The organism is Parvibaculum sp. (assembly GCF_002684405.1).
Lineage (GTDB): Bacteria > Pseudomonadota > Alphaproteobacteria > Parvibaculales > Parvibaculaceae > Parvibaculum.
This window is the reverse complement of sequence record NZ_NYVD01000088.1, coordinates 18,725-41,922: the sequence shown is the minus strand read 5'-3', so window position 1 is coordinate 41,922 and position 23,198 is coordinate 18,725. Positions and strand designations below refer to the sequence as shown.

The window sequence follows — 23,198 nt, the reverse complement described above, 5'->3', positions numbered from 1 at the left end:
GTGGCCGACCACCAGCAGGGCGAGCACGGCAATCAGGGCGGGATTGGCGAACCCGGCCAGCAGCTCGCCCGCGCCAAGCAGGTTTTCGCCGCCTTCTCCGGTGACGGGAAAGAAGTAGAAGAAGATCAGCGACAGGACGAGGACGGCCAGAGACGATGTTTCGAGCGGAAGCCTGTCGATGCTGAAAAGCACGACCGCTCCGGCGATCAGACCGTAGACAACCCACATTTGCCAGACAAAGGGAGTCAGAGCTTCCATGCGCGCAAATCTGTGAGAGGGATCAAGCCGCCCTCCTGTCCGCCGGAAGGAGAACGGGCACCGCTTACCGCCCGATGACCGGATGGTGGTATCGCCGGGGCGACAGGTGAATCGTTATCAGATTTGGCGGCGTACAACCACTGTTCCGCACAGATAGTCGTGCAGGAAACGTTTGCGCGAGTTGAAGAAGGGCATCAGCAGGGTCAGGAAGAACACCAGGCTGCTGATCGCAAAAATCCCATAGGCGACAAGGGCATGGAGCGCGCCTTGTATGAAACCGGGACGGCGTCCGTTCCATGTCCTGACCTCGATTCCCTGCCAGGACATGCCGGGCGTCGCGGAGGTCGGGCCGCCGAGATAATAGCCGAAATAGAGGAAGGGAACGATCGGCACGAGGCCGAAGGCCAGCCATGCGATCCCCAGCGTCAGAATGCCGAAGATCGCCAGCAGGATGTAGCAGGCGCTGACCAGCACGATGAGAATCAGAAGATCGGCGAAAAGCGCCACGAGGCGGCGGAAAACCACGCCGTCGAAACTTCCGGCGGGCCAGGCGGTTTCCTCACCGTCGAAGACCGGCGCGGCATTGGCAACATCGTTATCGAAATTCATCCCTCATCCCGAGACCTGTGATCGGCCTGTGTGAGATAGGGTGCGTCTACAGCCCATTCAAGGATTGAGGCCCTACGGCCTGAAGCCGGGCGGGGCGACGGGCGCCTCGCGCAGCAGCACGAGCGACAGGCGGCGATTGCCGGGCAGATAGGGATCTTCCGGGAAAAGCGGCTCGGAATCGGCCTTGCCGACGACCTGATAGATGCGGTCCTGCGGGACACCCGCCGCGGCGAGAATGCGGCGCGCCGCGTTGGCCCGGTCGGCGGTCAGCTCCCAGTTCGAATAGCCCTTGTTGCCGGGATAGGGCGTCGCGTCGGTGTGGCCGGAAATGCTGATCCGGTTGGGCAGGCGCAGAAGCGTCTTGGCGACGGTCTTTAGCAGCATGCGCGTGCGCTCATAGGGTTCGGCATAGCCAGGCGGGAACATGGAGCGCCCGTCCTGATCGACGATCTGGATGCGCAGGCCTTCCGGCGTCTCGTCGATGATGACGTTGCGCGACAGTTCGGCGAGGTCGGGGTTTTCGCGCATGGCCTGCCGGATGCTTTCGGCGGCGCTCTGGAAACTGCGTTCCTCACGCGCGTTCAGCACCTTCTGCTGGTTCAGACTGGCCTGCTGGGCCTGCGCGCTGGAATGGGCGCTCTCTTCGCCGTTCTTCGTGCCCTGACCGGCGGAGGCGGCGCGCAAATCGTCCGTGTCGGGACTTTTGGGCGCGGCCGGCGTCGATTTGGTCATCATGACCTGCGGCTTGGAGCCGGGCATGCGGGCGCCGTTCGAATCGAAGGCGGTGCCGCCCATCACACCGCCGGACCCGGAGGTGGACCGGCTGACATTGGGCGGGGCGAAATAGTCGGCAAGACCCTGCTTCTGCTCCGGTGTGGTCATGGAGATCAGCCACATCAGCAGGAAGAAGGCCATCATCGCGGTCACGAAGTCGGCATAAGCGATCTTCCAGGCGCCGCCATGATGGGCATGCGCCTGCTTCTTGACCTTCTTGATGATGATGGATTGTTCGTTGCCGGCCATGTCGGGTCCGCCTTTCGGGTTTTACGCTGCCTGAAGGGTGGCGGTGGAGGCTTCCACCTCGGCAAAGGTCGGACGGACATCGGACATCAGCGCCTTGCGCGCGAATTCGATCGAGACGGCGGGGGCGTAGCCGGCCATATGCGCCAGAAGGCCCGCCTTCATGGAGAGATAATATTTGCCCTCCGCCTCGTAGATGTTGCGCAAGGACTGCGCCATCGGGGCGAAGAAGCCATAGGCGCAGAACACGCCGAAGAAGGTGCCGACAAGCGCGCCGCCGATCAGGTGGCCCAGCACTTCCGGCGGCTGGTCGATGGAGCCCATGGTCTTGATGACGCCCAGCACCGCGGCGACGATGCCCAGCGCGGGCGTGCCGTCGGCGAGCGCCTGGAGCGCATTGACCATGCGTTCCTGTTCCTGATGGTGGGTTTCCAGTTCCTCGTCCATCAGCGCTTCGAGTTCGTAGGCATTTTCCGTGCCCAGCGTAATCATGCGCAGGTAGTCGCACATGAACTCGACGGCGTGATGGTCGTTTGCGAAACCGGGAAACTGAGCGAAAATCGAGGAGTCGCCGGGGTTTTCCACATGGGCTTCCAGCGCCAGATTGCCCTTGCTCTTGGCGAGCTTGAAGAGCGTGTACTGAAGACCGAGGAGCTCCAGATAGGCGTCCTTGGTGTAGCGCGAGCCGCGTCCGAGCGTGGCAAAGGTCGAGCCCATGGATTTCAGCACGGATCCCGGATTGCCAATCACGAAAGCGCCGATCGCGGCACCCAGAATGATGACGAATTCGAAGGGCTGAAACAGCACTTCGAGGTGGGCGCCCATCGCGGCATAACCGCCAAAGACGCTAACAATAACTACCAAAAGCCCGACTATCAGTCGCATTGCCCAAATGCTTCCTTGATATTTTTCCCCCGGTCGCTTTCTGCGATCCGGCGCCACACGTCCACATATTGGGGGAGGGCCTGTTAACAGGCGGTTTAACCAAAATGCTTTGCATCGACGCATTGGTGATTTGCGCCGATGGTTGGTTGCGCCCCTCTCAGGGCATTTCTACAACCGAATATCCGGCAGTTTTCTGCCGCCTTGTGCGCAAGCTGGCCGCGACTGGAGTATATCGGAGATGGATTTTCCCATGAGCGCGACCGAAGGTTCGGTACTGGATCAGCGTAAATTCCGCGATGCGCTGGGATGTTTCGCCACCGGCGTGGCGGTGGTGACCACGGCCACCGATGGAGAGCCTATCGGCCTCACCATCAATTCCTTTTCGTCGGTCTCGCTCGACCCGCCGCTCGTCCTGTGGTGCCTGGACAAGAATTCCGACACGCTGGAGATCTTCCAGAAGAGCAAGGCATTCACGGTCAATGTGCTGCGCGACGCGCATATGGAAGTGTCCAACAAGCTGGCCAAGCCCGGAGACCACAGCCTTGAAGGCGTCGAGACGATCGGCGGGGTGAACGGTTGTCCGCGCCTCGTTCAGGCGCTGGCGCATTTCGAGTGCGAGGTCGATGCGAAACACGATGCGGGCGATCACATCATTTTCGTCGGCCGTGTGCTGCATTTCGATCGGGCCGTGGAGGGCGACCCGCTCGTCTATCACCGCGGCTCCTACCGGGCGCTTTCGGTCGAGGACTGATCGCGCGGATCATGCCCGGATGCGGTTTTCCGGCTTTCCTCCTGCCAGGTCGCGTCGCAGCTTGTCGGCATAGAGAATGGATGTCGGTTGGCCGAGGAGTTCGTCCTCGTCATATCCGAACATCTCGAGGGTGGACGGATTCACACTGACGATGCGACGGGTCCGTATCCGCGAAGATGGCGGCTTCCCTCGCGCCCTTGAAAAGGGCGTCGACGAGCTCTTTGCGCGTGAAGGTTTCTTTGAACATGACTATGGGGTGACCTGACCGGGATTATGATGCCCGTGGCGGTAAAGCGAGTGCGTTTTACTACGCGCTACGATGCTTGCGGTTTGCCGGGGATAGGGTCGCCAGGGCGCTTTTGTCGATGATGGTGGCGGGGCTTTCGTTTTCGTCGTCCCCTTTGGCCAGATTGGCATGCATGCGGGCGAGGCAATTCAGCATGATCGTATAGTCTTCCGGTGCGATGCCTTCGGTTGCGATCCGGTGGATGTCGTCGAAAGCGCCGCGTGCGCGGGGGGCTTGCATACGCAGAAAAGGCGTGACGCGAATGCATTTGGCCCGGCCGTCGGTCGGATGCGCCTCGCGCGTGACGAGGTTCATCGCTTCCAGTTCCGCAATGTGAAGGCCCACCGACACTTTGTGCATGGCGAGCAGGTTTGCGAGTTCGGTCTGCGTCAGGCCGTCTTCCTCCACGAGCGCGATCAGGATGCGGTTCTGGTTCCGGTTCAGGCCGGTTGCGTCGTCGTAGCGCGTTGCCAGTTCCTCGCCCACGGCGGTCAGCAATTGGGCGAAATAGGTGGAGGACATTTCATCGGCAGTGTCGTCCGGTACCGCCGTTTTTACGCGGTCCCCTTTGGTTTCTGCCATTGGGTTACCCTCTTATTTCATTCTTCGAATATGGCGTAACCGGCGGTCCGGAGGCAGACCGATCGCGCGTAAATTTATTTTGACGCATAACCACAATGTGGCGCTTGACCGGAGCGGTCAACGATGATTTCGTAAAGATTAATTACTAAAAGCCGGTCACCGAAATGACAAAATGGCGGGTTCATCATAGAATCTGCCGGGGGGATGGGACCGGAGGGATGAGGGAGGAGTACAGATGCCGGATGCTGCTCAGACGGCTGCCGACGCGACGGTGGCTGCCAATAGTGGTGCGGATGCTGCGGCCACGGGGGCCGATCAGGCGGCGGGGACCATTCACGGTGCGGCCAATGCGCTTGCCGCAGGGGGCGCAGATCCCTGGTACAGCCTGTCGTCTCTGGTGGACAAGGGCGGCGTCATCGTCGTCATCCTTATCGTGCTGTCGGTTATTTCAGCCGCGGTCATTCTGCTGAAGCTCTGGCAGTTCTGGCGCTCGGATCTGAAGCGGCGCAATTTCGTCGATCCGGCCGTGGACAAGGTCGAGGCGGGCGACCCGGAAGGGGCTCTCGCGATCCTCTCCAAATACAAGACCCCGCTGTCGCGGGCCATGGCGGCCGGCGTTCGCGCCAAGGCGCGTGGCGACCTGCGCGACGAGGATGTCGCGGCGGAGGTTTCCCGTGTCGGGGCCGTCGAACTGGGCGCCTTGCAGCGTCATTTCCGCTGGCTTGAAGTGATCGGCAATATCTCGCCCTTGCTCGGCCTGCTGGGCACGGTGATCGGCATGATCGAGGCGTTCCAGCAGCTTGAGGAATCCGGCTCCAAGGTCGATCCGGCATTGCTGTCGGGCGGCATCTGGCAGGCGCTTCTGACCACCGCTGTCGGCCTCATCGTGGCGCTTCCGGCGATCACGGCGCTCAACCTCTTCGAGGGCCGTGTGGATCAGGTCCGGCTTTCGATGCGCGATGCGTCGGCCCGGATTCTCGCCGCGCTTCATGCCCGTCCCATGAGCCGGCCCGCCAAGGCGGCGGACTGAGCGGGACATAGCCGGAGCAAGCGCCATGGCAGATGCCTTCGACGTACCGGTCAAGCGGCGGCGGATGATGAGCCTCACGCCGCTGATCGACGTCGTCTTTCAGTTGCTGATCTTCTTCATGCTCACCACGAGCTTCCTGCAGACGCAGGCGCTGTCCGTGGTGACCCCGGCGGCGGACCAGAAGGAGCTGCCGGAGGATGCGCGTGTGGTCGAGATCTGGCTGATGGGGGACGGGTCGCTGCGCGTGGACGGCGATCCGGTTTCGTCGGCTGGGCTGGCAGACGCGGTCCGCGCCAGGATCGGCGAGAGGACCGACATGACGGTGACCATTCTGGCGGAAAGGGATTCGCGCACGCAGCAACTGGTCCGCGCGGTGGAAGCGGCGCGTGAGGCGGGCGCGACGAATGTCGGTACGGCAAGGGTGGAGCGTCTGGGCAAATGATCGAATTCGACGAACAGGATGGCGCGCCCGCGCCGCGGCGGGAGTTCGAGACGACGATCCCGCTCATCAATGTCGTGTTCCTGCTGCTGATCTTCTTTCTGCTGGCGGGCACGCTGGGCGAGACCAGCGAAGTGGGCGTGAACCTGCCGAGCGGGACGATTGACGATCCGGCCCCGCCGCAGAAGGTCACGCTATACGTGGAGGCGGACGGTTTCGTCTGGGTCGGCGAGCAGGTGATGGAGCCGTCGCTCGCGGGCTTCATGCTGAAGGACTTCATGAAGGACAAGGACAAGTCGCGCGTGTCCATCAAGGCCGACCAGGCCGCGCCCGCTGAAAGCGTGCTGACGCTGATGGAAGGATTGCGCGGCGCCGGCGTGCAGCAGGTGACGTTGCTGACGGAGCGCGGCTCATGAGCGTGGCGTGGGACGAAAATGCGACCGCCGTGCCGCAGCCGCGCCTGCGCGGATTTCTGGTCGCGGCGGTGCTGCTGCATCTGGCGCTCTTCTTCTGGCTGACCATGGCGGGCGGCATTTTCGGCGGGCCCGGTCCGGGCGGCGGCGATTCCGTGACCTTCCAGCTTGCCGCGGGCTCGATGAACGACCGCTATGCCGCGCCGCGTCCGCGCAAGGCGGCGGCGAAGCCGCAGCCGAAACCGGAAGTGAAGAAACCGGAACCGCCCAAGCCGAAGCCGGAACAGGCGGTGCGCAAGGCGGACAAACCCTTGCCCAAGCCGGAGCGGAAACCCGAACCCGTGCCTCAACCGCAGGAAGAGCCGCAGGCCTCCGCGGGCAATGGCGTCGAGGGCGGCAAAGGCGGCGGTGCCGGGGGCGATGCAAAGAAGACCATCCTCAACCGCAAGGGCAATGCGCTGACCGGCGGTCAGATTCGCTCGCAGATGATGGGCAAGACGCTGAAGCTCGAAATGGGCCGTATCGAGCGGCAGGGCTCCAACAAGCTCATCAACATGACGCTGGAGCTCGATGCCGACGGCAGCATGGAAGTGGATCTGACCCAGTATCTCGCCACGAATTATCTGAAGGAATATTCCAGCGAGAAGCACAAATCAGGGTCGGGCAAATGGTGGATCGAGGATAACCGCTTCTGCTTCAGCTCGTCGGAGATCCAGTACGGCGCCGAGGACTGCTTCGACATGACGCTGGATGGCGACCTTCTGCGCCTCTATTACGCGCCCTGTTCGGCACGCTCCTCGCTCATCTGCCGCAGCGGCGATCTCGCCGGCCAGGGCCGCATCATCATGACGTCCCGCTGAGGCGCGCCACGCGCCTTTTGGACGGCCCGGATTTCGCCTGATACATATGCCACTCCTTTGCGGATCGAAGATGGAGTGACGATATGGCGATGAAGGTGGCGTTTCTGGGTCTCGGTGTCATGGGCTATCCCATGGCGGGTCATCTCAAGAAGGCCGGCCACGAGGTCACCGTCTATAACCGCACCGCCGCCAAGGCCGAAAAATGGGTCGCCGAATATGGCGGCGCCTCCGCGCCGACGCCGAAGCAGGCCGTGGCGGGCGCGGAGATCGTGTTTGCCTGTGTCGGCAATGACGACGATCTGCGCGAGGTCGTGACCGGGCCGGACGGCGCCTATCACGGCATGGAAAGCGGGACGGTTTTTGTCGATCACACCACGGCGTCTGCCGAGGTCGCGCGCGAGCTTTACGCCGCCGGAGCCGAGCGGGGCATCGCGTTCATCGATGCGCCGATTTCCGGCGGGCAGGCGGGGGCGGAGAACGGCGTCCTCACCGTTATGTGCGGCGGCGACGAGGCCGCGTTTGCGAAAGCCGAACCCGTCATCGACTGCTTTGCGCGCTCCGTGAAGCTGCTGGGCGGTTCCGGCGCGGGCCAACTCACCAAGATGGTCAACCAGATCTGCATTGCGGGTCTCGTGGAAGGGCTTTCGGAAGGCATTCATTTCGCCAAGGCGGCGGGGCTCGATCCCGAAGCCGTCATCGAGGTCATCTCCAAGGGCGCGGCGCAGAGCTGGCAGATGGAGAACCGTTACAAGACCATGATAGAGGGTGAGTTCAATCACGGCTTTGCCGTGGACTGGATGCGCAAGGATCTGGGCATTTGTCTTGCGGAGGCGCGCCGCAACGGGTCGAGCCTGCCGGTGACGGCGCTTGTCGATCAGTTTTACGGCGAAGTGCAGAGCATGGGCGGCAATCGCTGGGATACGTCGAGCCTCATCGCGCGGCTTGAAAGCTTCAACAAGAAGAACTGAGGTCAATTGCCTAATAACAGGCAGAACAGGAGACGGCGATGAGCGAACAGCAGGTCCGCAGCAGGCAATCGCGCGAAACGCGGTTTGCATCCGTCGACGATGTGATCGACCGGCTGAACCCGTCCTATCCGGTGTTCTGTGTGTTTCCCGATATCCTGCGCGAGCGGGCGCGGACCTTTGTCGAGGGGTTCCCCGGCACGGTTCTCTATGCGGTGAAGTGCAACCCGCATCATTATGTGCTGCGCGCCTTGTCGGAAGGCGGGATCGATCATTTCGACACGGCGTCCATCTTCGAAATCGCCAGGGTGACGGAGCAGTTCCCGGATGCGCATTGCTATTTCAACCATCCGGTAAAGGGGCGCGGCGCGCTGGACAGCGCAGTCGATGTCTACGGGCTCAAGGATTTCGTCGTAGACGACATGCATGAGCTCGACAAGGTGATCCAGTATGCGGGCACCGACGTCACCATCGAGGTCCGTCTTTCCACGCCCAAGGGCAGGGCGGTCTATAATCTTTCCGCGAAATTCGGCGCGCCGCCGGATGACGGGGTGGCGCTGCTGAAGGAGGCCAACCGGCGCGGCTGCCGTACCGCGCTGGCCTTCCATGTCGGCAGCCAGTGTCTGGATCCGGATGCGTTCCGCATCGCCATGGAGCTTGCCATGGATGTCGCCGGGAAAGCGGGCGTGCCGCTCGAATATCTCGATGTGGGTGGCGGCTTCCCGGCGCGCTACAAGATGGACGTGCCGCCGCTGCAGGACTATTTCGATGTCGTCAGGGAGACGAAAGACCGGCTCGGGATCACCGTGCCGCTGATGGGCGAGCCGGGCCGTGCGCTGGTCGCCAATGGCTGCTCGGTGCTGACGCAGGTTCATCTGCGCAAGGGCAACGATCTTTATATCAATGACGGCATTTACGGCTGTCTGTCTGAAATCCGAGACGGCGATCTCGATCCGCCGGTCCGTGCCATCCGCCGCAAGAAAGGCGGGGGCGGAGAGCCGCTTGCCGGTCATCTCCAGCCGTTCCGGATTTTCGGACCGACCTGCGACAGCCTCGATGTGCTGAAGCTGCCTTTCCATTTGCCGGACAATATTCAGGAAGGCGACTGGATCGAGTTCGGTCTGATGGGAGCCTATTCCATCGGTATGCAGACCGGCTTCAATGGTTTCGTCACCGATACGATCGTCCGCATCGACGGCACCCATAGCGATTTCGAGTTTTAACGATTATGTCATGTTCCGTTCACGGAGCGTTCTCCCGTTGAGGTTTACTTTCAATGTTAACATCGATAACATTTGGGTTGTTGGGCACAAAGGGGGAACGCAGATGGCTCGGGCCCGGATGCGCGGTCAGAAGACCGCCTATCATCATGGCGACCTCAGACAGGCGCTGATGGATGCGGCGGCGACGCTTCTGGACATTCGCGGCCGCGATGCGCTGACCCTTCGCGAAGCGGCGCGGCGGGCGGGCGTTTCTGAGGCTGCGCCTTACCGTCATTTCAACAATCTGGATGCCTTGCTCGGCGCGGTCGCGGTGGAAAGCCTCGACATGCTGCTTGAAGATGTGGACGCGGTCGGCGGTGCGGCGCGAAAGAAGCGCGCCTATCTCGATTTCGCGCGCGATTTTCCCGGGCGTTACGAACTGATGTTTTCCCGGCTCGACGACAAGGCGAGCTGGGACGACCGCGCCCATGCGGTCGACCAGTTGGCGGAGATGCTGGAAAGCGCGGGCGGTCTATCCGCGCTTCACGGCGAAGCCTCGCTCATACTGGCAGGCTTTGACGGTTTCTAGGCGTCAGCCCTTCAGCAGCTTTGCCGCATGCGGGGCGAAATAGGTCAGCACGCCGTCGGCGCCCGCGCGCTTGAAGCCCAGCAGGCTTTCCAGGATCACGCGGTCCCGGTCGAGCCAGCCGCGCTCGATGGCGCCGGCGATCATCGCGTATTCGCCCGACACCTGATAGGCGAAGGTCGGCATGCCGAATTCGCGCTTCACGCGGGAAACGATGTCGAGATAGGGCATGCCCGGCTTCACCATCACCATGTCGGCGCCCTCGGCAATGTCGAGCGCGACTTCGCGGATCGCCTCGTCGCCATTGGCGGGATCCATCTGATAGGTGCGCTTGTCGCCCTTGAGCGCCGAAGTGGAGCCGATCGCATCGCGGAACGGCCCGTAAAAGGCGGAGGCGTATTTCGCCGCATAGGCCATGATCTGCGTGTCGTGGCGGCCGGTCGCTTCGAGCGCCGTGCGGATCGCGGCAATGCGCCCGTCCATCATGTCCGACGGTGCGATGATATCGCAGCCCGCTTCCACCTGATTGAGCGCCTGGCGCACCAGCACTTCCACCGTCTCGTCATTGAGGATCGTTTCCTCGCGGATAAGCCCGTCATGGCCATGGCTGGTGAAGGGGTCGAGGGCCACGTCGCAGAGGATGCCGATTTCGGGAAACGCCTTCTTGATGGCGCGGGTGGCGCGGCAGACGAGGTTTTCAGGATCGGTTGCGAGCGAGCCCGTTTCGTCGCGGTCTTCCGACGCCGTATAGGGAAAGAGCGCGAGCACCGGGATGCCGAGTTTGACGGCTTCCTCCGCCGCGCGCACGGCCTGGTCCACGCTCAGCCGTTCCACGCCGGGCATGGTGGGCACCGCCTCACGCTTTTTCTCGCCATCCACGAGGAAAAGCGGCCAAATGAGGTCGTTCGCGCTCAGCGCGTTCTCCGCGACCAGGCGGCGGGACCAGTCGGTACGGCGGTTGCGGCGCATCCGCGTCGCGGGGAAGCTCGGTGTGGGCATGGAGGATCCTCTTTTGGGCAAAACTCTTATCCCCTGGACCGGCCTCTGGCAAATGTTCCAGCCTGCCGCTGCGGTAGCGTTAAGATGGGGCGGGGGCCCGCGTTGACAGGGGCGGGGGTGCCCAGTAAACCGCTGAAAACCCGGTGAGAAGATCGAAATTACGCTGGGAAAGCCGTCATTCGGGGAGATTCCATGGAATTCGAACTCAGCGAAGATCAGAGGGCGTTTCAGGAGGTCGCGCAGAATTTCGCCGCATCCGAGCTTGCCCCGCATGCGGCAGACTGGGACCGCGACGCGATTTTCCCCGTGCCGGTCATCCGCAAGGCCGCCGAACTCGGCTTTGCCGGTATCTATGTGCGCGAGGATGTCGGCGGCTCCGCGCTCAGCCGCCTCGATGCCGCGCTGATCTTCGAAGCGCTGTCGGAGGGCTGCACCTCCACCGCGGCCTTCATCTCCATCCATAATATGGCGTCCTGGATGATCGACACCTTCGGCAGCGAGGAGCAGCGCCAGCGCTGGCTGCCGCGCCTGACCTCGATGGAGATCATTGCGAGCTATTGCCTGACCGAGCCCTCCAGCGGCTCGGATGCGGCCTCGCTCAAGACGAAGGCGGTACGCGATGGCGACCATTATGTGCTGAACGGCTCGAAGGCGTTTATCTCCGGGGCGGGCACCTCCGACATTTATGTCTGCATGGTGCGCACGGGCGGCGAGGGCGCGGGCGGTGTTTCCTGCATCGTGGTGGAAAACGGAACGCCGGGCCTTTCCTTCGGTGCGCCGGAAAAGAAGATGGGCTGGAACAGCCAGCCGACCGCGCAGGTGATTTTCGAGGATTGCCGCGTGCCGGTCGAAAACCGGATCGGCGAGGAAGGCGAAGGCTTCAAATTCGCCATGATGGGGCTCGATGGCGGACGGCTGAATATCGGCGCCTGTTCGCTCGGCACCGCCCGCGCCGCGCTGAAGCAGGCGCAGAATTACATGACCGAGCGCCAGCAGTTCGGCAAGCAGCTCGCCCAGTTCCAGGCGCTTCAGTTCAAGCTCGCCGATATGGCGACCGAGCTCGAAGCCGCGCGGCTGATGATCTATCAGGCCGCGCACAAGGTGGACCGCAAGACGCCGGATGCGACGAAATTTGCCGCAATGGCCAAGCGCTTTGCGACCGACGCCGGGTTCAACGTCATTAACGACGCGCTCCAGCTTCATGGCGGTTACGGCTATCTCAAGGACTTCCCGCTGGAGCGTCATCTGCGCGATGCGCGCGTGCACCAGATTCTGGAAGGCACGAACGAGATCATGCGCGTCATCATCGCGCGCGAAATGTTCAAAGAGTAAGCGAGTACCACTTCATGTCCGATGAAGCACCCAAGAGCGAAGAAGTCCTGTTCGAAAAGCGCGGCGTGGCGGGCATCATCACGCTGAACCGTCCCAAGGCGCTCAATGCGCTGACGCTCGGCATGGTGCGGCTCATTCATCCCCAGCTCGATGCATGGGCAAAGGATGACAGCATCCAGCTCGTCATCATCGAGGGCGCGGGCGAGAAGGGCTTTTGCGCGGGCGGCGATATTCGCGCGCTGCATGACTGGGGCCGCGCGAAGGACCGCACGGCGCTCGACTTCTGGAAAGAGGAATATCTCCTCAATATCGCCATCAAGCGTTTCCCGAAGCCTTATGTCGCGCTGATGGACGGCGTGAATATGGGCGGCGGCGTCGGTCTGTCCGTTCACGGATCGATGCGGATCGCGACCGAGCGTCTCACCTTCGCCATGCCGGAGACGGGCATCGGCCTTTTCCCGGATGTCGGCGGCACCTATTTCCTGCCGCGCTGCCCGGGCGAAACCGGCCTTTATCTCGGGCTGACCGGCGCGCGCCTCAAGGCGGCAGATGCGATCTATGCGGGCATTGCGGACACCTATGTGCCGTCCGCCTCGCTGGAGACGCTGAAAGACCGGCTGTGCGGCGGCACGAATTTGCGCGAGGCGCTTCAGGAAGTCGAAGTGGATACGGAAACCGCGCCGCTCGCCGATTTGCATGAGGCTATCGACCGGCATTTCGTCGCGCCGTCGGTAACGGAAATCGTCGCGTCCTTGCGAAACGCAGGCGATGAATGGGCCGTGAAAACCGCAGACACCATCGAAGGCAAATCGCCGCTCAGCACGCTGGTCGCCTGCCGCCAGATCCGCGAAGGGCGCGATCTCGATTTCGAGGCGGCCATGGCGCTGGAATATCGTCTTACCCAGTCCTTCTTTGCGGGGCATGATTTTTACGAAGGCGTGCGCGCGACCATTCTCGACAAGGACGGCGCGCCGCAATGGAAACCGGCGACGCTTGCCGATGTGACGCCCGATGAAATCGACACTTATTTCTCGGGCGACGGCAAGGAAGCGTTGCTCTAAGGCCCGGCGCAACAAGGGCCCCTAAAAGTTCAGGCAGGAGGAGACGACAATGGCGGCAATCGGATTTATCGGTCTCGGCAATATGGGCGGCCCCATGGCGCTCAACCTCGTCAAGGCGGGACACAAGCTCACCGTCTTCGACCTGTCGAAGGATGCTGTCGCAAAGCTTGTCGAGGCGGGCGCAAGCGCGGCGTCGACCGCTGCCGATGTGGTGAAGGGCTCGGAGTTCGTCGTCACCATGCTGCCCGCGGGCGCGCATGTGAAATCGGTCTATCTGGGCGAAGACGGCCTGCTTGCCGCCGCCGGGAAAGGCACGCTCTTCATCGACAGCTCCACCATCGACGTGCCCTCGGCACGCGAGGTGATTGCCGCGGCAGAAGAGGCGGGCATGCTGATGGTCGATGCGCCGGTGTCGGGCGGCGTCGGCGGCGCGGAGGCCGGCACGCTCACCTTCATGGTCGGCGGCGAGGCATTGGCCTTCGAGAAGGCAAAGCCCGTGCTCGACGTCATGGGCAAGAATATCTTCCATGCGGGGCAGGCGGGGAACGGTCAGGTCGCCAAGGTCTGCAACAACATGATCCTTGGCATTTCCATGATCGGCGTTTGCGAAGCCTTCAATCTCGGCGAGAAGCTGGGTCTCGATGCGCAGACGCTCTTCGACATTTCCTCCACCGCCTCGGGCCAGTGCTGGTCCATGACCTCCTATTGCCCCGTGCCGGGGCCGGTGCCGGCGGCGCCCTCCAACCGCAATTACCAGCCGGGCTTTTCCGCCGGCATGATGCTCAAGGATCTCCGCCTTGCGCAGGAGGCCGCGACGGGCGTCAGGGCGGCGACCCCGCTCGGCGGCGCGGCGGAGCAGCTCTATACGCTGATGGAGGCGGCAGGCGCGGACTCCCTCGATTTTTCGGGGATCATCCGGCTCATTCAGGGAAAATTGGGTAAATAAGCCTGCAATTGGCTCAAATTCGCACGGAAATGAACAGGCTTTAAGCCATCATTAGTACCGCGCAGCTATGTTTTTCGGCGAGTCGGGTCAGAAGACCCGGATGTGTAACAGCTAGCTTGGGCCATGTGTAACAGCTTGCTTAGGCCGAATTCATGGGTGCCACACAAATGAAGCCGAACCCGGTTATCCGCGACGGTGAAGACGCCAATCAGAATGACGAAGCGTCGAAAACGACCTATCTGGAAGCTCTGACCTATGTCGAGCGTCTGCACCGCCGCCTCCTCGATGTGATCAAGGATGAGCTGGAGCGCCAGGATTGCTCCGAAATCAACTCCGTCCAGGCGTTGCTGCTCTTCAACATCGGCGATTCGGAAATGACGGCGGGCGAATTGAAGACGCGCGGCCATTATCTGGGCTCCAATGTCTCCTACAACCTGAAGAAGCTTGTGGAGACGGGCTATATCAATCACCAGCGCTCCAATGTGGACCGCCGTTCGGTGCGTGTGCGCCTGACGGACAAGGGCCGCGAGATTTGCGCGGTGATCGACCAGCTTTACGACAAGCATTGCGGCCAGATCGCCGAAGTGGGCGACGTCTCGGTGGAAGAGCTGCGTCAGCTCAACCAGACGCTTTTCAAGCTTGAACGCTTCTGGACCGACCAGATCCGCTATCGCCTCTGAGGTGCCGCTTGCATGAGGGTTGCATGGGGAGGACATGTGTCGCCCCCCGATGCACCCATCTGCAACACCTGGTGCCTTTTTCGGCCATGTCGGGCGCGGCGGGTTATGAATAATCGCGCTCCCTGTCCCAAAATGGTAAACATGCCGGGGGCGCGCCTTTAAGCGCGCGGGGCTGGAAAGAGCAGGTCGGTGGTTCGTTTTTTCTCATATATGCCGTTCAGGGCCGTTACGACGGCGCTCTTCGCGCTTTGTTTCGTCGCCGCCGTTTCGGTGGGCGCGCGGGCGCAAGGGCTCGACGGCTCTGCCGATGCCTGGGTCGATCCCTGGGATGCCCCGGCGGTGGACGATGCGGGGATGTCCACGGCGGATGCGCCCGGCAGCGCCGCGGCGGCGGCCGACGAGATCGACGAGGTGCCGGTCGCCCAGAGCGTGGCGCCGACGCTTGGCAGCAACGCCGTCCAGCGCATGGACCGCGCGATTGCGCTTTACGAGAAAATCAAGAGCTGGGGCGGCTGGCCCCGCATCCCGCAGGGCGAGAAGCTCGAACTCGGCGTCACCGATCGGCGCGTCGCGCTGCTGCGCGAGCGGCTGGTGGCGGGCGGCGACATGACGGCCTCCAAGGCCGATCCCTTTCTTTTCACGCCGCAGGTCGATGCCGCGGTGAAGCGCTTTCAGCGCCGCAACGGGTTGAAGCCCGACGGGGTGGTCGGTCCGCGCACGCTTGAAATGATGAATGTGCCGGTATCGCGGCGTATTGCCCAGCTTCGCCAGAACCGCTCCCGGCTCGTGGAGATGGTCGCCAAGGTGGCGGGCAGCAAACGCTATGTCTTCGTGAACATCGCCGCGCAGGAAGTGGAGGCGGTTGCCGATAACCGCGTCGAGTTCCGCCAGCGTGTCGTCGTCGGCAAGCGGGACCGGCAGACGCCGGAACTGTCGAGCGCCATCAGCTCGGTCATTCTGAACCCCTACTGGTTCGTGCCGAAATCCATCGCAGTCAAGGACAAGCTCTCCAAGATCAAGGCCGATCCGGGCTATCTGAAGCGCGCCGGCTTCAAGCTGATGGCGGGGTGGGGCGCGACCGCGCGCGAGATCAATCCCTATTCGGTCAACTGGTCGGCGGACACCTTCAACCGCTATTACCTGCGGCAGGATCCGGGCAAGTGGAATGCGCTGGGACGGGTGAAGATCGACTTCCCCAATCAGCATGCGGTCTATCTGCACGACACGCCGACGCGCTATCTCTTTCAGCTCAGCTCGCGCAGCTTCTCTTCCGGATGTGTGCGTGTGAAGGAAGTGCGCACGCTCGCCTCATGGCTTCTCGAAGGCAAGGACGGCTGGAACCGGGGGCGCATCGACGCCACCATTGCCAAGGGCTATCTCCAGGCCGTCAGCCTGAAACAGGCTGTGCCGATCCACCTGAAATACATCACCGCCTGGGTGGATGGCGACGGCATGGTCAATTTCCGCCCGGACATTTATAATCGCGACAGCCTCTACAGCACTGCGAACGCGCAGTACTGAGCGGCGATCTGATGCGGTTGTCATCGATTTCAAAGGGATCGTCATTGCGAGCGCCCTTCAGGGCGCGCGGCAATCCAGAAGCGGTTGGCTCGGCGCTGGATTGCTTCGTCGGCTGCGCCTCCTCGCAATGACGGGAACAGGAAGAGTCCTGAGGAAAGGACGAAATTCAGGTGACACGCCCCTCCCGATTTCCCTATCTCGAATTCGACGGCCTTCTTGCTTTCGCGCATCGCGGCGGCGCGAGCGCCTGGCCGGAAAACACCATGCCCGCCTTTCAGGGTGCGGTGGATCTCGGCTATCGCTATATCGAAACCGATGTTCATGCGACGCGGGACGGTGTGCTGCTTGCCTTTCACGACGACCGGCTCGACCGGGTGACGGACCGCTCGGGCCTCATCCGCGAGATGGATTATGACGAGGTGAAGCTGGCGCGGGTCGCGGGCGAGGAGCCGATCCCGCTCTTTGCCGACATGCTCACCGCCTGGCCCGATCTCAGGATCAATATCGACCCGAAGCTCAACAATGCGGTGGAGCCGCTGATCCGCGTTCTGCGCGAGCAGGGCGCCATCGAGCGCGTCTGTGTGAATTCCTTTTCAGACAAGCGAACCGCCGCCATCCGCGAGGCGCTGGGGCCGGATCTGTGTACCGGTACCGGTCCGCTGGGGACGGCGCGCCTGCGTTTTTCGAGCTGGAGCGGTCCGCTGGGCGTCCTCTGGGGCGGGTTTGAGGCCGGATGCGCCCAATTGCCCGTCAGCCAGCACGGCATCCCCATCGCCGACCGGCAGCTCGTCAAGCGCGCCCATGAGCTGGGGATGCAGGTTCATGTCTGGACCATCGACGATCCGGACGAAATGCGCCGTCTGATCGACATCGGGGTGGACGGGCTGATGACCGATGAGCCGAAAATCCTGAAATCGGTTCTGCAGGAGCGAGGGCTTTGGGGCTCGTCCTGATCTCCCATCGATGCTAAGAAAATAATGCGACAATTCGCGTGTGGCCCCTTATTTTCAAAGGGTTAATTTGCGGATCACCCGTTGACGGGGCGGCATTGACCGGTATCGCATTGGACCGGCGTCGCGTGAGAGTTGCGTGCCTTCTCGAAGAGAGGCTCCCGGCATGGGCCGGGGAAAGGCAGGATAGGGGCGATGGATTACGACAAGAAACTGACGGACGCGCTTCAGGCGGTGAAGGACGAAGGGCGATACCGAGTCTTCACCGACATCGTGCGTCATCGCGGCAATTTTCCGCGTGCGACCTATCACACGCCCGAAGGCACGAAACAGATCACCGTCTGGTGCTCCAACGACTATCTGAGCATGGGCCAGCACCCCAAGGTGGTCGCGGCCATGAAACAGGCGGTAGACGAGGTCGGCGCGGGCTCCGGCGGTACGCGCAACATTTCCGGTACCACGCATTACCATGTCGAGCTGGAGCATGAGCTTGCCGATCTTCACCAGAAGGAATCGGCGCTGCTCTTCACCTCGGGCTATGCCGCGAACGATGCGACGCTGTCCACGCTGGCGCGTATTCTCGGCGACTGCGTGATGATCTCCGACGAGATGAACCACGCCTCGATGATCGAAGGCATTCGCCGCGGCGGCGGGCCCAAGCGCGTCTGGCGCCATAACGATCTTCAGCATCTGGAAGAGCTGCTGCGCGAGATCGACCCCGACCAGCCCAAGATCGTCGCTTTCGAAAGCGTCTATTCGATGGATGGCGATATCGCGCCCATCGGCGAGATCTGCGATCTGGCGCATCGCTACAATGCGCTGACCTATCTGGACGAGGTGCATGCGGTCGGCCTTTACGGGCCGCGCGGCGGCGGCATCGCGGAACGCGACGATGTGCTCGACAAGGTCGACATCATCGAAGGTACGCTGGCCAAGGGCTTCGGCGTGATGGGCGGCTATATCGCGGCGTCTTCCACGTTGGTCGATGTCGTGCGCTCCTATGCGCCGGGCTTCATTTTCTCCACCTCGCTCGCGCCGGTGCTGGCGGCGGGCGTGCTGGCTTCGGTGCGTCATCTGAAGAGCAGCAATGCGGAGCGCGAACTTCATCAGGAGCGGGCGCATACGCTGCGTTCCATGATGGCGGAGGCCGGTCTGCCGGTGATGATGTGCGAAAGCCATATCGTGCCGCTGATGGTGGGCGACCCTGTCGTCTGCAAGGCCGTTTCCGACGAGCTGCTGATGGATTTCGACATCTATGTGCAGCCGATCAACTATCCCACCGTGCCGCGCGGCACGGAGCGGCTGCGCTTCACGCCCTTGCCGGTGCATACCGACGAGATGATGCGCGAACTCGTTTCCGCACTCGACAAGGTGTGGACGCGCCGGAACATCAGGCGTGCCGCCTGACGATCCCGAAAAGGGCGGCGCGAGCCGCCCCGGGATGCCGGCGGGCGCCGGCGGGGAAATCATTTTCGAATTCACACCGCTGGGCGGCAGCGTCAAGGTGACGGCCGTCGATGTGGCGACAGGTGTCGAGGTGTCGGTGGTCGGGCCGACGACGGCGCCGCAGCGCGAGCTGGAGCGCGTGGCGCGGGGCAAGCTTCTCTATCGTCTCAAGCGGATCGAGGAAGGCGAAGAGCGGACGCCGGAAAAACCAACCCCCCGAAATCCTGAAGAAGGATCGGGGGGCGGCATCATCGTCTGACCGATCGGAGCTTACTTCTTGCGGCGACCGCGGGCAGGGGCGGTGCCTGCACGGCCGAGCCCGATCTGCTTGGCAAGCTTGGAGCGCTGCGCGGCGTAGTTCGGCGCGACCATCGGATAGTCATGCGGCAGGCCCCAGCGCGCACGATACTCTTCCGGCGTCATGCCGTATTGCGAGCGCAGGTAGCGCTTCAGCATTTTCAGTTTCTTGCCGTCTTCGAGGCAGATGATGTAATCGGGCGTCACCGACTTCTTCACCGGTACGGCGGGCGTCAGGTCGGGTTCGCTTGAATCCGTTCCCTTGCCGAGATCGACCAGGGTCGTGTGAACCGTACGGATCATTGCCGGCAGGTCGGCCGAAGACATCGCATTATTACTTACATAGGCAGAAACGATCTCCACAGCGAGGCCAAGATAGTCGCTGCTCTGGACTTCGTCGCCGGTAGTGTTCTGGTCCATCCTGAGAATTTACCTTTAATTTTCGTAAGATCGGCTCGCTGAGAATCCCTCAGCGTCAATAACGATCATCTTCTAGCGCGATACAACAGAGCGCTGCAAGCAATTAACCCGCTTCTGCTTACGAAAACATCAACAAATGTGGTGTGAGTTACTGGCATCCTGGTGTCGCTTAAGCAGTTGGGGCAGGAAAACATGAAATCTGTAAATATTAGTGGGGGCTATTTAATGAAACGACTATTGCTCCATGAAAGGTAGTCGGCACTCCGCATTTTCGCGGCGCGTTGGCGCGGATATATTCATGCGGAATCTGTTTTCGATAAAAACACATGTCTCCCAGTGAGACATCCGCGGCCTGCATTCGTGTCCCGGCGCTTGTCACATGGTGGTCAATTGCTCTCAAACAGCCATATATGGTATGACGCGCGCACCGGCTGGTCCCCCCTCGGTCCGCCCGAACCGTGGGCGACAGATAAGCGGCAAACCCAATGCGCGAGCGCTGGAATTCCTGCGCTTTGATGAATGCGTCAAAGGGCTCCGCGGCGTGAGGTTCGAACGGCCGGTCCCCGCAGGGCGCGTGACGCGCCAGCGGCCAATATGAACTGAAAAAGGTAGTTTTATGTCTCTAAGCAAAGCTGCGACCGGCGCTGGTCAGTCCGCCGGTTTCTTTTCCGCGAGCCTCGCGGAGAGCGATCCCGAAATCATGAAGGCGATCGAGCAGGAGCTTGGGCGCCAGCAAACGCAGATCGAGCTCATTGCTTCCGAGAACATCGTGTCCCGTGCCGTGCTCGACGCGCAGGGGTCGGTGCTGACGAACAAATATGCGGAAGGCTATCCGGGCCGGCGCTATTACGGCGGTTGCGAGTTCGTCGATATTGCCGAGAACCTGGCGATTGAGCGCGCCAAGCGTCTGTTCGACTGCGCCTATGTGAACGTGCAGCCCAATTCCGGCTCGCAGGCCAACCAGGGCGTCTTCCAGGCGCTGCTGCAGCCCGGCGATACGATCCTGGGTATGAGCCTTGCCGCCGGCGGTCACCTGACGCATGGCGCAGCGCCCAACCAGTCGGGCAAATGGTTCAATGCGGTCCAGTATGGCGTGCGCCAGCAGGACCACCGCATCGACATGGACGAGGTCGAGAGCCTCGCCATGGAACACAAGCCCAAGCTGATCATCGCGGGCGGCTCGGCCTATCCGCGTCAGATCGACTTCAAGGCGTTCCGTGAGATCGCCGACAAGGTCGGTGCCTATTTCATGGTCGACATGGCGCATTTCGCCGGTCTCGTGGCCGGTGGCGCGCATCCCAGCCCGCTGCCGCATGCCGATGTCGTCACCACCACGACGCATAAGACGCTGCGCGGTCCGCGCGGCGGCATGATCCTGTCCAACAACCCGGATCTCGGCAAGAAGATCAATTCGGCGATCTTCCCCGGCATTCAGGGCGGGCCGCTCATGCATGTGATCGCGGGCAAGGCGGTTGCGTTCGGCGAAGCGCTGCGTCCCGACTTCAAGGTCTATGCGCAGAACGTGGTCGACAATGCGCGCGCCCTGGCGGCGACGCTGGTCGATGGCGGTCTCGACATCGTTTCTGGCGGATCCGATACGCATGTGGTGCTGGTCGATCTGCGTCCGAAATCGCTGACCGGCAATATTGCGGAGAAGGCGCTCGAGGAAGCGCGCATCACCTGCAACAAGAACGGCATTCCCTTCGATCCGGAAAAGCCGACCGTTACTTCCGGTGTGCGTCTGGGGACGCCCGCGGGCACGACGCGCGGTTTCGGCGTGACGGAGTTCCAGGAAGTCGGCCGCATGATCGTCGACGTGCTGAACGGTCTTGCCGCCAATGGCGCTGAAAAGAACGCCGATGTCGAACAAAAGGTCGGCGCGGACGTTCTGGAGCTGTGCAAGCGGTTTCCGATTTATGGCGGTCCGAAGTAGACTTGGACCGATCTTTTTCTGAGGGGCACATATCGGTCTGACGGCCGATGGAAAGGCGGGGGCGGCATCGCATGCGTTGTCCATATTGCGGAAACGAAGACACCCAGGTGAAGGACTCGCGTCCCACCGAGGACAACACGGCGATCCGGCGCCGCCGCTTCTGCCCGGCCTGTGGCGGGCGGTTCACGACCTTTGAACGGGTCCAGCTTCGCGAACTGACCATTGTGAAGAGCAATGGCCGCCGCGTGCCCTTCGATCGGGACAAGCTTATGCGTTCCGTGCAAATTGCCGTGCGCAAACGCCCGGTTGAGCAGGAACGCATCGAGCGTATGGTGTCGGGCATCGTCCGGCGGCTTGAGAGCATGGGCGAGAGCGAGATTCCTTCCAAAATGGTCGGAACGCTCGTGATGGAAGGCCTCAGCTCACTCGATGCCGTGGCCTATGTACGCTTCGCCTCGGTTTACAGAAACTTCCGCGAAGTCAAGGATTTCGAAGAGTTTCTGGGCGAGTTGAGCGGCCCGGAATCGGACGTGGACGAAGATCGGGACTAGCGTTCTCACTGCCGGGCCCGGTCTTGTCTGAAGAGCCCGCAGGAGAAGAGCATGGTCCGGCCCTACGACGCGGATTTCATGAAAATGGCGCTGGCGCTGGCGGCGCGCGGGCTCGGCCGCGTGGCGCCGAACCCGGCTGTCGGCTGCATTATCGTCCGTGAGGAAGAAGACGGTCCGCGCATCGTCGGGCGCGGCTGGACGCAACCCGGCGGCCGTCCCCATGCGGAGACGGAGGCGCTTTCCCGCGCGGGCGAAGCGGCCCGTGGCGCGACGGCCTATGTATCGCTCGAACCCTGCGCTCATCACGGACAAACGCCGCCCTGCGCCCAGGCGCTGATCGAGGCGGGTATTTCCCGCGTTGTCGTCGCTATTACCGATCCCGATCCGCGTGTGGGCGGACGGGGGTTCGCGCTTCTGGAGAAGGCGGGCATCGAGGTCGAGGACAATGTCTGCGCGCTCGAGGCGCATCTGCTCAATGAAGGTTTTTTCCTCAGGATCAGCGACAACCGCCCGCTGGTGACGCTCAAGATCGCCAGCACGCTGGACGGGCGCACCGCGACCCATAGCGGCCACAGCCAGTGGATCACGGGCGAGGCGGCGCGTGCGCGCGGCCATCTGCTGCGCGCCACGCATGACGCCATCATGGTCGGCAGCGCCACCGCCATCGTCGACGATCCCGAACTTACCTGCCGCCTGCCGGGCATGTCCGACCGTCATCCCATGCGCATCGTCGCGGACGGGCGGTTGCGCCTGCCGCTCACCTCCAGGCTCGTCAGCACGGCGAAGGATGTACCGCTCGTCATCCTTACCCATCCGGGCGGCGATACGGAGCGTCGCAAGGCGTTTGAGGGATGCGGCGTGGAGCTTGTCGATGTCGCGCCCGACAAGACCGGCGCCATGGATATGCGCGTGGCAATGGAACTGCTTGCCGAACGCGGATTGACCCGCGTGCTGGTCGAGGGTGGGGCGCGACTTGCCTCTTCGCTCGTTCAGGCGCGTCTGGTGGACCGGCTCGAATGGTTCCGCGCGCCGACACTGCTGGGCGGCGACGGCTATCCCGCCATCGCCTCGCTCGGTATCGGGCGTGTCGGCGATGCGCCGGGTTTTCTTCACACTCACAGTATGCAGCTCGGCGCGGACACGCTGTCGAGCTACGTCTATCGGAGCTGATCGATC

General features: G+C 62.4%; 26 protein-coding genes and 1 pseudogene. 19 read left to right on the top strand and 8 right to left on the bottom strand.

The annotated features are described in order from the left end of the window. The 4 genes and pseudogenes from CMI59_RS08040 to motA form a co-directional block, all read right to left on the bottom strand. Nucleotides 1–258, bottom strand: a pseudogene (locus CMI59_RS08040) (SLC13 family permease); the annotation flags it as partial. 117 nt (nt 259–375) lie between these two features. After that, on the bottom strand, nt 376–867 hold the full coding sequence (locus tag CMI59_RS08035; protein WP_293327023.1) for an RDD family protein: 492 nt from the start codon (nt 865–867) through the stop codon (nt 376–378). A 72-nt stretch (nt 868–939) separates the two neighbouring features. Beyond that, complete coding sequence (locus CMI59_RS08030; protein WP_293327021.1) at nt 940–1,890, bottom strand: flagellar motor protein MotB; 951 nt, start codon at nt 1,888–1,890, stop codon at nt 940–942. Nucleotides 1,891–1,911: 21 nt separating this feature from the next. Next, nucleotides 1,912–2,772 carry a flagellar motor stator protein MotA gene (motA, locus tag CMI59_RS08025; RefSeq protein WP_293327019.1) on the bottom strand — a complete coding sequence of 287 codons (861 nt, stop codon included), beginning with the start codon at nt 2,770–2,772 and terminating at the stop codon, nt 1,912–1,914. A 250-nt stretch (nt 2,773–3,022) separates the two neighbouring features. Here motA and CMI59_RS08020 point away from each other — a divergent pair, with 250 nt between their 5' ends. Next, nucleotides 3,023–3,523 (top strand): flavin reductase family protein, encoded by a 501-nt coding sequence (locus tag CMI59_RS08020; RefSeq protein WP_293327017.1) that lies wholly within the window; start codon nt 3,023–3,025, stop codon nt 3,521–3,523. A 9-nt stretch (nt 3,524–3,532) separates the two neighbouring features. On the opposite strand, the gene CMI59_RS08015 is transcribed toward CMI59_RS08020, so the two are convergent. Further along, nucleotides 3,533–3,676, bottom strand: a complete 144-nt coding sequence (locus CMI59_RS08015; RefSeq protein WP_293327027.1) for a PAS domain S-box protein — start codon at nt 3,674–3,676, stop codon at nt 3,533–3,535. 154 nt (nt 3,677–3,830) lie between these two features. Continuing rightward, nucleotides 3,831–4,391: a MarR family winged helix-turn-helix transcriptional regulator gene (locus CMI59_RS08010; RefSeq protein WP_293327015.1), complete on the bottom strand. Its 561-nt coding sequence runs from the start codon at nt 4,389–4,391 to the stop codon at nt 3,831–3,833. A 235-nt stretch (nt 4,392–4,626) separates the two neighbouring features. Here CMI59_RS08010 and CMI59_RS08005 point away from each other — a divergent pair, with 235 nt between their 5' ends. From CMI59_RS08005 to CMI59_RS07975, 7 genes are all read left to right on the top strand, one after another. Beyond that, complete coding sequence (locus CMI59_RS08005) at nt 4,627–5,421, top strand: MotA/TolQ/ExbB proton channel family protein (protein ID WP_293327013.1); 795 nt, start codon at nt 4,627–4,629, stop codon at nt 5,419–5,421. A 25-nt stretch (nt 5,422–5,446) separates the two neighbouring features. Continuing rightward, nucleotides 5,447–5,863 carry a biopolymer transporter ExbD gene (locus tag CMI59_RS08000; RefSeq protein ID WP_293327011.1) on the top strand — a complete coding sequence of 139 codons (417 nt, stop codon included), beginning with the start codon at nt 5,447–5,449 and terminating at the stop codon, nt 5,861–5,863. Beyond that, on the top strand, nt 5,860–6,276 hold the full coding sequence (locus tag CMI59_RS07995) for a biopolymer transporter ExbD (protein WP_293327008.1): 417 nt from the start codon (nt 5,860–5,862) through the stop codon (nt 6,274–6,276). Before CMI59_RS08000 ends, CMI59_RS07995 begins: the two co-directional genes overlap by 4 nt. After that, entirely contained in the window at nt 6,273–7,133 is an 861-nt protein-coding gene (locus CMI59_RS07990) for a hypothetical protein (protein ID WP_293327006.1), read from the top strand. The genes CMI59_RS07995 and CMI59_RS07990 overlap by 4 nt, the downstream gene beginning before the upstream one ends. A gap of 89 nt (nt 7,134–7,222) precedes the next feature. Continuing rightward, the gene (locus CMI59_RS07985) at nt 7,223–8,101 is read left to right on the top strand and encodes an NAD(P)-dependent oxidoreductase (RefSeq protein WP_293327025.1); all 879 of its coding nucleotides are present in this window, start codon (nt 7,223–7,225) and stop codon (nt 8,099–8,101) included. 38 nt (nt 8,102–8,139) lie between these two features. Then, the gene (locus CMI59_RS07980) at nt 8,140–9,321 is read left to right on the top strand and encodes a type III PLP-dependent enzyme (RefSeq protein ID WP_293327004.1); all 1,182 of its coding nucleotides are present in this window, start codon (nt 8,140–8,142) and stop codon (nt 9,319–9,321) included. Nucleotides 9,322–9,424: 103 nt separating this feature from the next. After that, entirely contained in the window at nt 9,425–9,889 is a 465-nt protein-coding gene (locus CMI59_RS07975; RefSeq protein WP_293327002.1) for a TetR/AcrR family transcriptional regulator, read from the top strand. Between the two features lie 3 nt (nt 9,890–9,892). Here CMI59_RS07975 and hemB read toward each other — a convergent pair whose 3' ends face one another. After that, on the bottom strand, nt 9,893–10,885 hold the full coding sequence (gene hemB, locus CMI59_RS07970; RefSeq protein WP_293327000.1) for a porphobilinogen synthase: 993 nt from the start codon (nt 10,883–10,885) through the stop codon (nt 9,893–9,895). 192 nt (nt 10,886–11,077) lie between these two features. On the opposite strand from hemB, the gene CMI59_RS07965 reads away from it, so the two are divergent. The 8 genes from CMI59_RS07965 to CMI59_RS07930 all read left to right on the top strand — a co-directional run bounded on the left by CMI59_RS07965 (nt 11,078) and on the right by CMI59_RS07930 (nt 19,080). Beyond that, nucleotides 11,078–12,217, top strand: a complete 1,140-nt coding sequence (locus CMI59_RS07965; RefSeq protein ID WP_293326998.1) for an isobutyryl-CoA dehydrogenase — start codon at nt 11,078–11,080, stop codon at nt 12,215–12,217. A 14-nt stretch (nt 12,218–12,231) separates the two neighbouring features. Next, on the top strand, nt 12,232–13,278 hold the full coding sequence (locus CMI59_RS07960; protein WP_293326996.1) for an enoyl-CoA hydratase/isomerase family protein: 1,047 nt from the start codon (nt 12,232–12,234) through the stop codon (nt 13,276–13,278). Between the two features lie 49 nt (nt 13,279–13,327). After that, a complete protein-coding gene (gene mmsB / locus CMI59_RS07955; protein ID WP_293326995.1) occupies nt 13,328–14,224 on the top strand; it encodes a 3-hydroxyisobutyrate dehydrogenase in 897 nt (298 codons plus the stop codon). Nucleotides 14,225–14,376: 152 nt separating this feature from the next. Further along, complete coding sequence (locus CMI59_RS07950; protein ID WP_293326993.1) at nt 14,377–14,904, top strand: winged helix DNA-binding protein; 528 nt, start codon at nt 14,377–14,379, stop codon at nt 14,902–14,904. Nucleotides 14,905–15,093: 189 nt separating this feature from the next. Beyond that, nucleotides 15,094–16,425 (top strand): L,D-transpeptidase family protein, encoded by a 1,332-nt coding sequence (locus CMI59_RS07945; protein WP_293326990.1) that lies wholly within the window; start codon nt 15,094–15,096, stop codon nt 16,423–16,425. 170 nt (nt 16,426–16,595) lie between these two features. Continuing rightward, nucleotides 16,596–17,378, top strand: coding sequence for a glycerophosphodiester phosphodiesterase (locus CMI59_RS07940; RefSeq protein WP_293326988.1), 783 nt, complete (start codon nt 16,596–16,598; stop codon nt 17,376–17,378). 192 nt (nt 17,379–17,570) lie between these two features. Further along, entirely contained in the window at nt 17,571–18,782 is a 1,212-nt protein-coding gene (gene hemA / locus CMI59_RS07935; protein ID WP_293326985.1) for a 5-aminolevulinate synthase, read from the top strand. Beyond that, nucleotides 18,772–19,080 carry a hypothetical protein gene (locus CMI59_RS07930; protein ID WP_293326983.1) on the top strand — a complete coding sequence of 103 codons (309 nt, stop codon included), beginning with the start codon at nt 18,772–18,774 and terminating at the stop codon, nt 19,078–19,080. The genes hemA and CMI59_RS07930 overlap by 11 nt, the downstream gene beginning before the upstream one ends. Nucleotides 19,081–19,091: 11 nt before the next feature. Here the strand turns inward: CMI59_RS07930 and CMI59_RS07925 are convergent, their stop codons facing one another. Next, nucleotides 19,092–19,538, bottom strand: coding sequence for a MucR family transcriptional regulator (locus CMI59_RS07925; protein ID WP_293326981.1), 447 nt, complete (start codon nt 19,536–19,538; stop codon nt 19,092–19,094). Between the two features lie 616 nt (nt 19,539–20,154). On the opposite strand from CMI59_RS07925, the gene glyA reads away from it, so the two are divergent. The 3 genes from glyA (at nt 20,155) to ribD (ending at nt 23,192) form a co-directional block, all read left to right on the top strand. After that, complete coding sequence (gene glyA, locus CMI59_RS07920; protein WP_293326979.1) at nt 20,155–21,471, top strand: serine hydroxymethyltransferase; 1,317 nt, start codon at nt 20,155–20,157, stop codon at nt 21,469–21,471. A 71-nt stretch (nt 21,472–21,542) separates the two neighbouring features. Next, nucleotides 21,543–22,022, top strand: coding sequence for a transcriptional regulator NrdR (nrdR, locus tag CMI59_RS07915; protein ID WP_293326977.1), 480 nt, complete (start codon nt 21,543–21,545; stop codon nt 22,020–22,022). A gap of 51 nt (nt 22,023–22,073) precedes the next feature. After that, nucleotides 22,074–23,192 (top strand): bifunctional diaminohydroxyphosphoribosylaminopyrimidine deaminase/5-amino-6-(5-phosphoribosylamino)uracil reductase RibD, encoded by a 1,119-nt coding sequence (ribD, locus tag CMI59_RS07910; RefSeq protein ID WP_293326975.1) that lies wholly within the window; start codon nt 22,074–22,076, stop codon nt 23,190–23,192. Nucleotides 23,193–23,198: the final 6 nt, after the last annotated feature.

Bases quoted from the DNA above. Each gene is read 5' to 3' on its own strand.
- CMI59_RS08035 (WP_293327023.1), bottom strand. From the start codon at position 867: ATGAATTTCGATAACGATGTTGCCAATGCCGCGCCGGTCTTCGACGGT.
- CMI59_RS08030 (WP_293327021.1), bottom strand. From the start codon at position 1,890: ATGGCCGGCAACGAACAATCCATCATCATCAAGAAGGTCAAGAAGCAG.
- motA (WP_293327019.1), bottom strand. From the start codon at position 2,772: ATGCGACTGATAGTCGGGCTTTTGGTAGTTATTGTTAGCGTCTTTGGC.
- CMI59_RS08020 (WP_293327017.1), top strand. From the start codon at position 3,023: ATGAGCGCGACCGAAGGTTCGGTACTGGATCAGCGTAAATTCCGCGAT.
- CMI59_RS08010 (WP_293327015.1), bottom strand. From the start codon at position 4,391: ATGGCAGAAACCAAAGGGGACCGCGTAAAAACGGCGGTACCGGACGAC.
- CMI59_RS08005 (WP_293327013.1), top strand. From the start codon at position 4,627: ATGCCGGATGCTGCTCAGACGGCTGCCGACGCGACGGTGGCTGCCAAT.
- CMI59_RS08000 (WP_293327011.1), top strand. From the start codon at position 5,447: ATGGCAGATGCCTTCGACGTACCGGTCAAGCGGCGGCGGATGATGAGC.
- CMI59_RS07995 (WP_293327008.1), top strand. From the start codon at position 5,860: ATGATCGAATTCGACGAACAGGATGGCGCGCCCGCGCCGCGGCGGGAG.
- CMI59_RS07990 (WP_293327006.1), top strand. From the start codon at position 6,273: ATGAGCGTGGCGTGGGACGAAAATGCGACCGCCGTGCCGCAGCCGCGC.
- CMI59_RS07985 (WP_293327025.1), top strand. From the start codon at position 7,223: ATGAAGGTGGCGTTTCTGGGTCTCGGTGTCATGGGCTATCCCATGGCG.
- CMI59_RS07980 (WP_293327004.1), top strand. From the start codon at position 8,140: ATGAGCGAACAGCAGGTCCGCAGCAGGCAATCGCGCGAAACGCGGTTT.
- CMI59_RS07975 (WP_293327002.1), top strand. From the start codon at position 9,425: ATGGCTCGGGCCCGGATGCGCGGTCAGAAGACCGCCTATCATCATGGC.
- hemB (WP_293327000.1), bottom strand. From the start codon at position 10,885: ATGCCCACACCGAGCTTCCCCGCGACGCGGATGCGCCGCAACCGCCGT.
- CMI59_RS07965 (WP_293326998.1), top strand. From the start codon at position 11,078: ATGGAATTCGAACTCAGCGAAGATCAGAGGGCGTTTCAGGAGGTCGCG.
- CMI59_RS07960 (WP_293326996.1), top strand. From the start codon at position 12,232: ATGTCCGATGAAGCACCCAAGAGCGAAGAAGTCCTGTTCGAAAAGCGC.
- mmsB (WP_293326995.1), top strand. From the start codon at position 13,328: ATGGCGGCAATCGGATTTATCGGTCTCGGCAATATGGGCGGCCCCATG.
- CMI59_RS07950 (WP_293326993.1), top strand. From the start codon at position 14,377: ATGGGTGCCACACAAATGAAGCCGAACCCGGTTATCCGCGACGGTGAA.
- hemA (WP_293326985.1), top strand. From the start codon at position 17,571: ATGGATTACGACAAGAAACTGACGGACGCGCTTCAGGCGGTGAAGGAC.
- CMI59_RS07925 (WP_293326981.1), bottom strand. From the start codon at position 19,538: ATGGACCAGAACACTACCGGCGACGAAGTCCAGAGCAGCGACTATCTT.
- glyA (WP_293326979.1), top strand. From the start codon at position 20,155: ATGTCTCTAAGCAAAGCTGCGACCGGCGCTGGTCAGTCCGCCGGTTTC.
- nrdR (WP_293326977.1), top strand. From the start codon at position 21,543: ATGCGTTGTCCATATTGCGGAAACGAAGACACCCAGGTGAAGGACTCG.
- ribD (WP_293326975.1), top strand. From the start codon at position 22,074: ATGGTCCGGCCCTACGACGCGGATTTCATGAAAATGGCGCTGGCGCTG.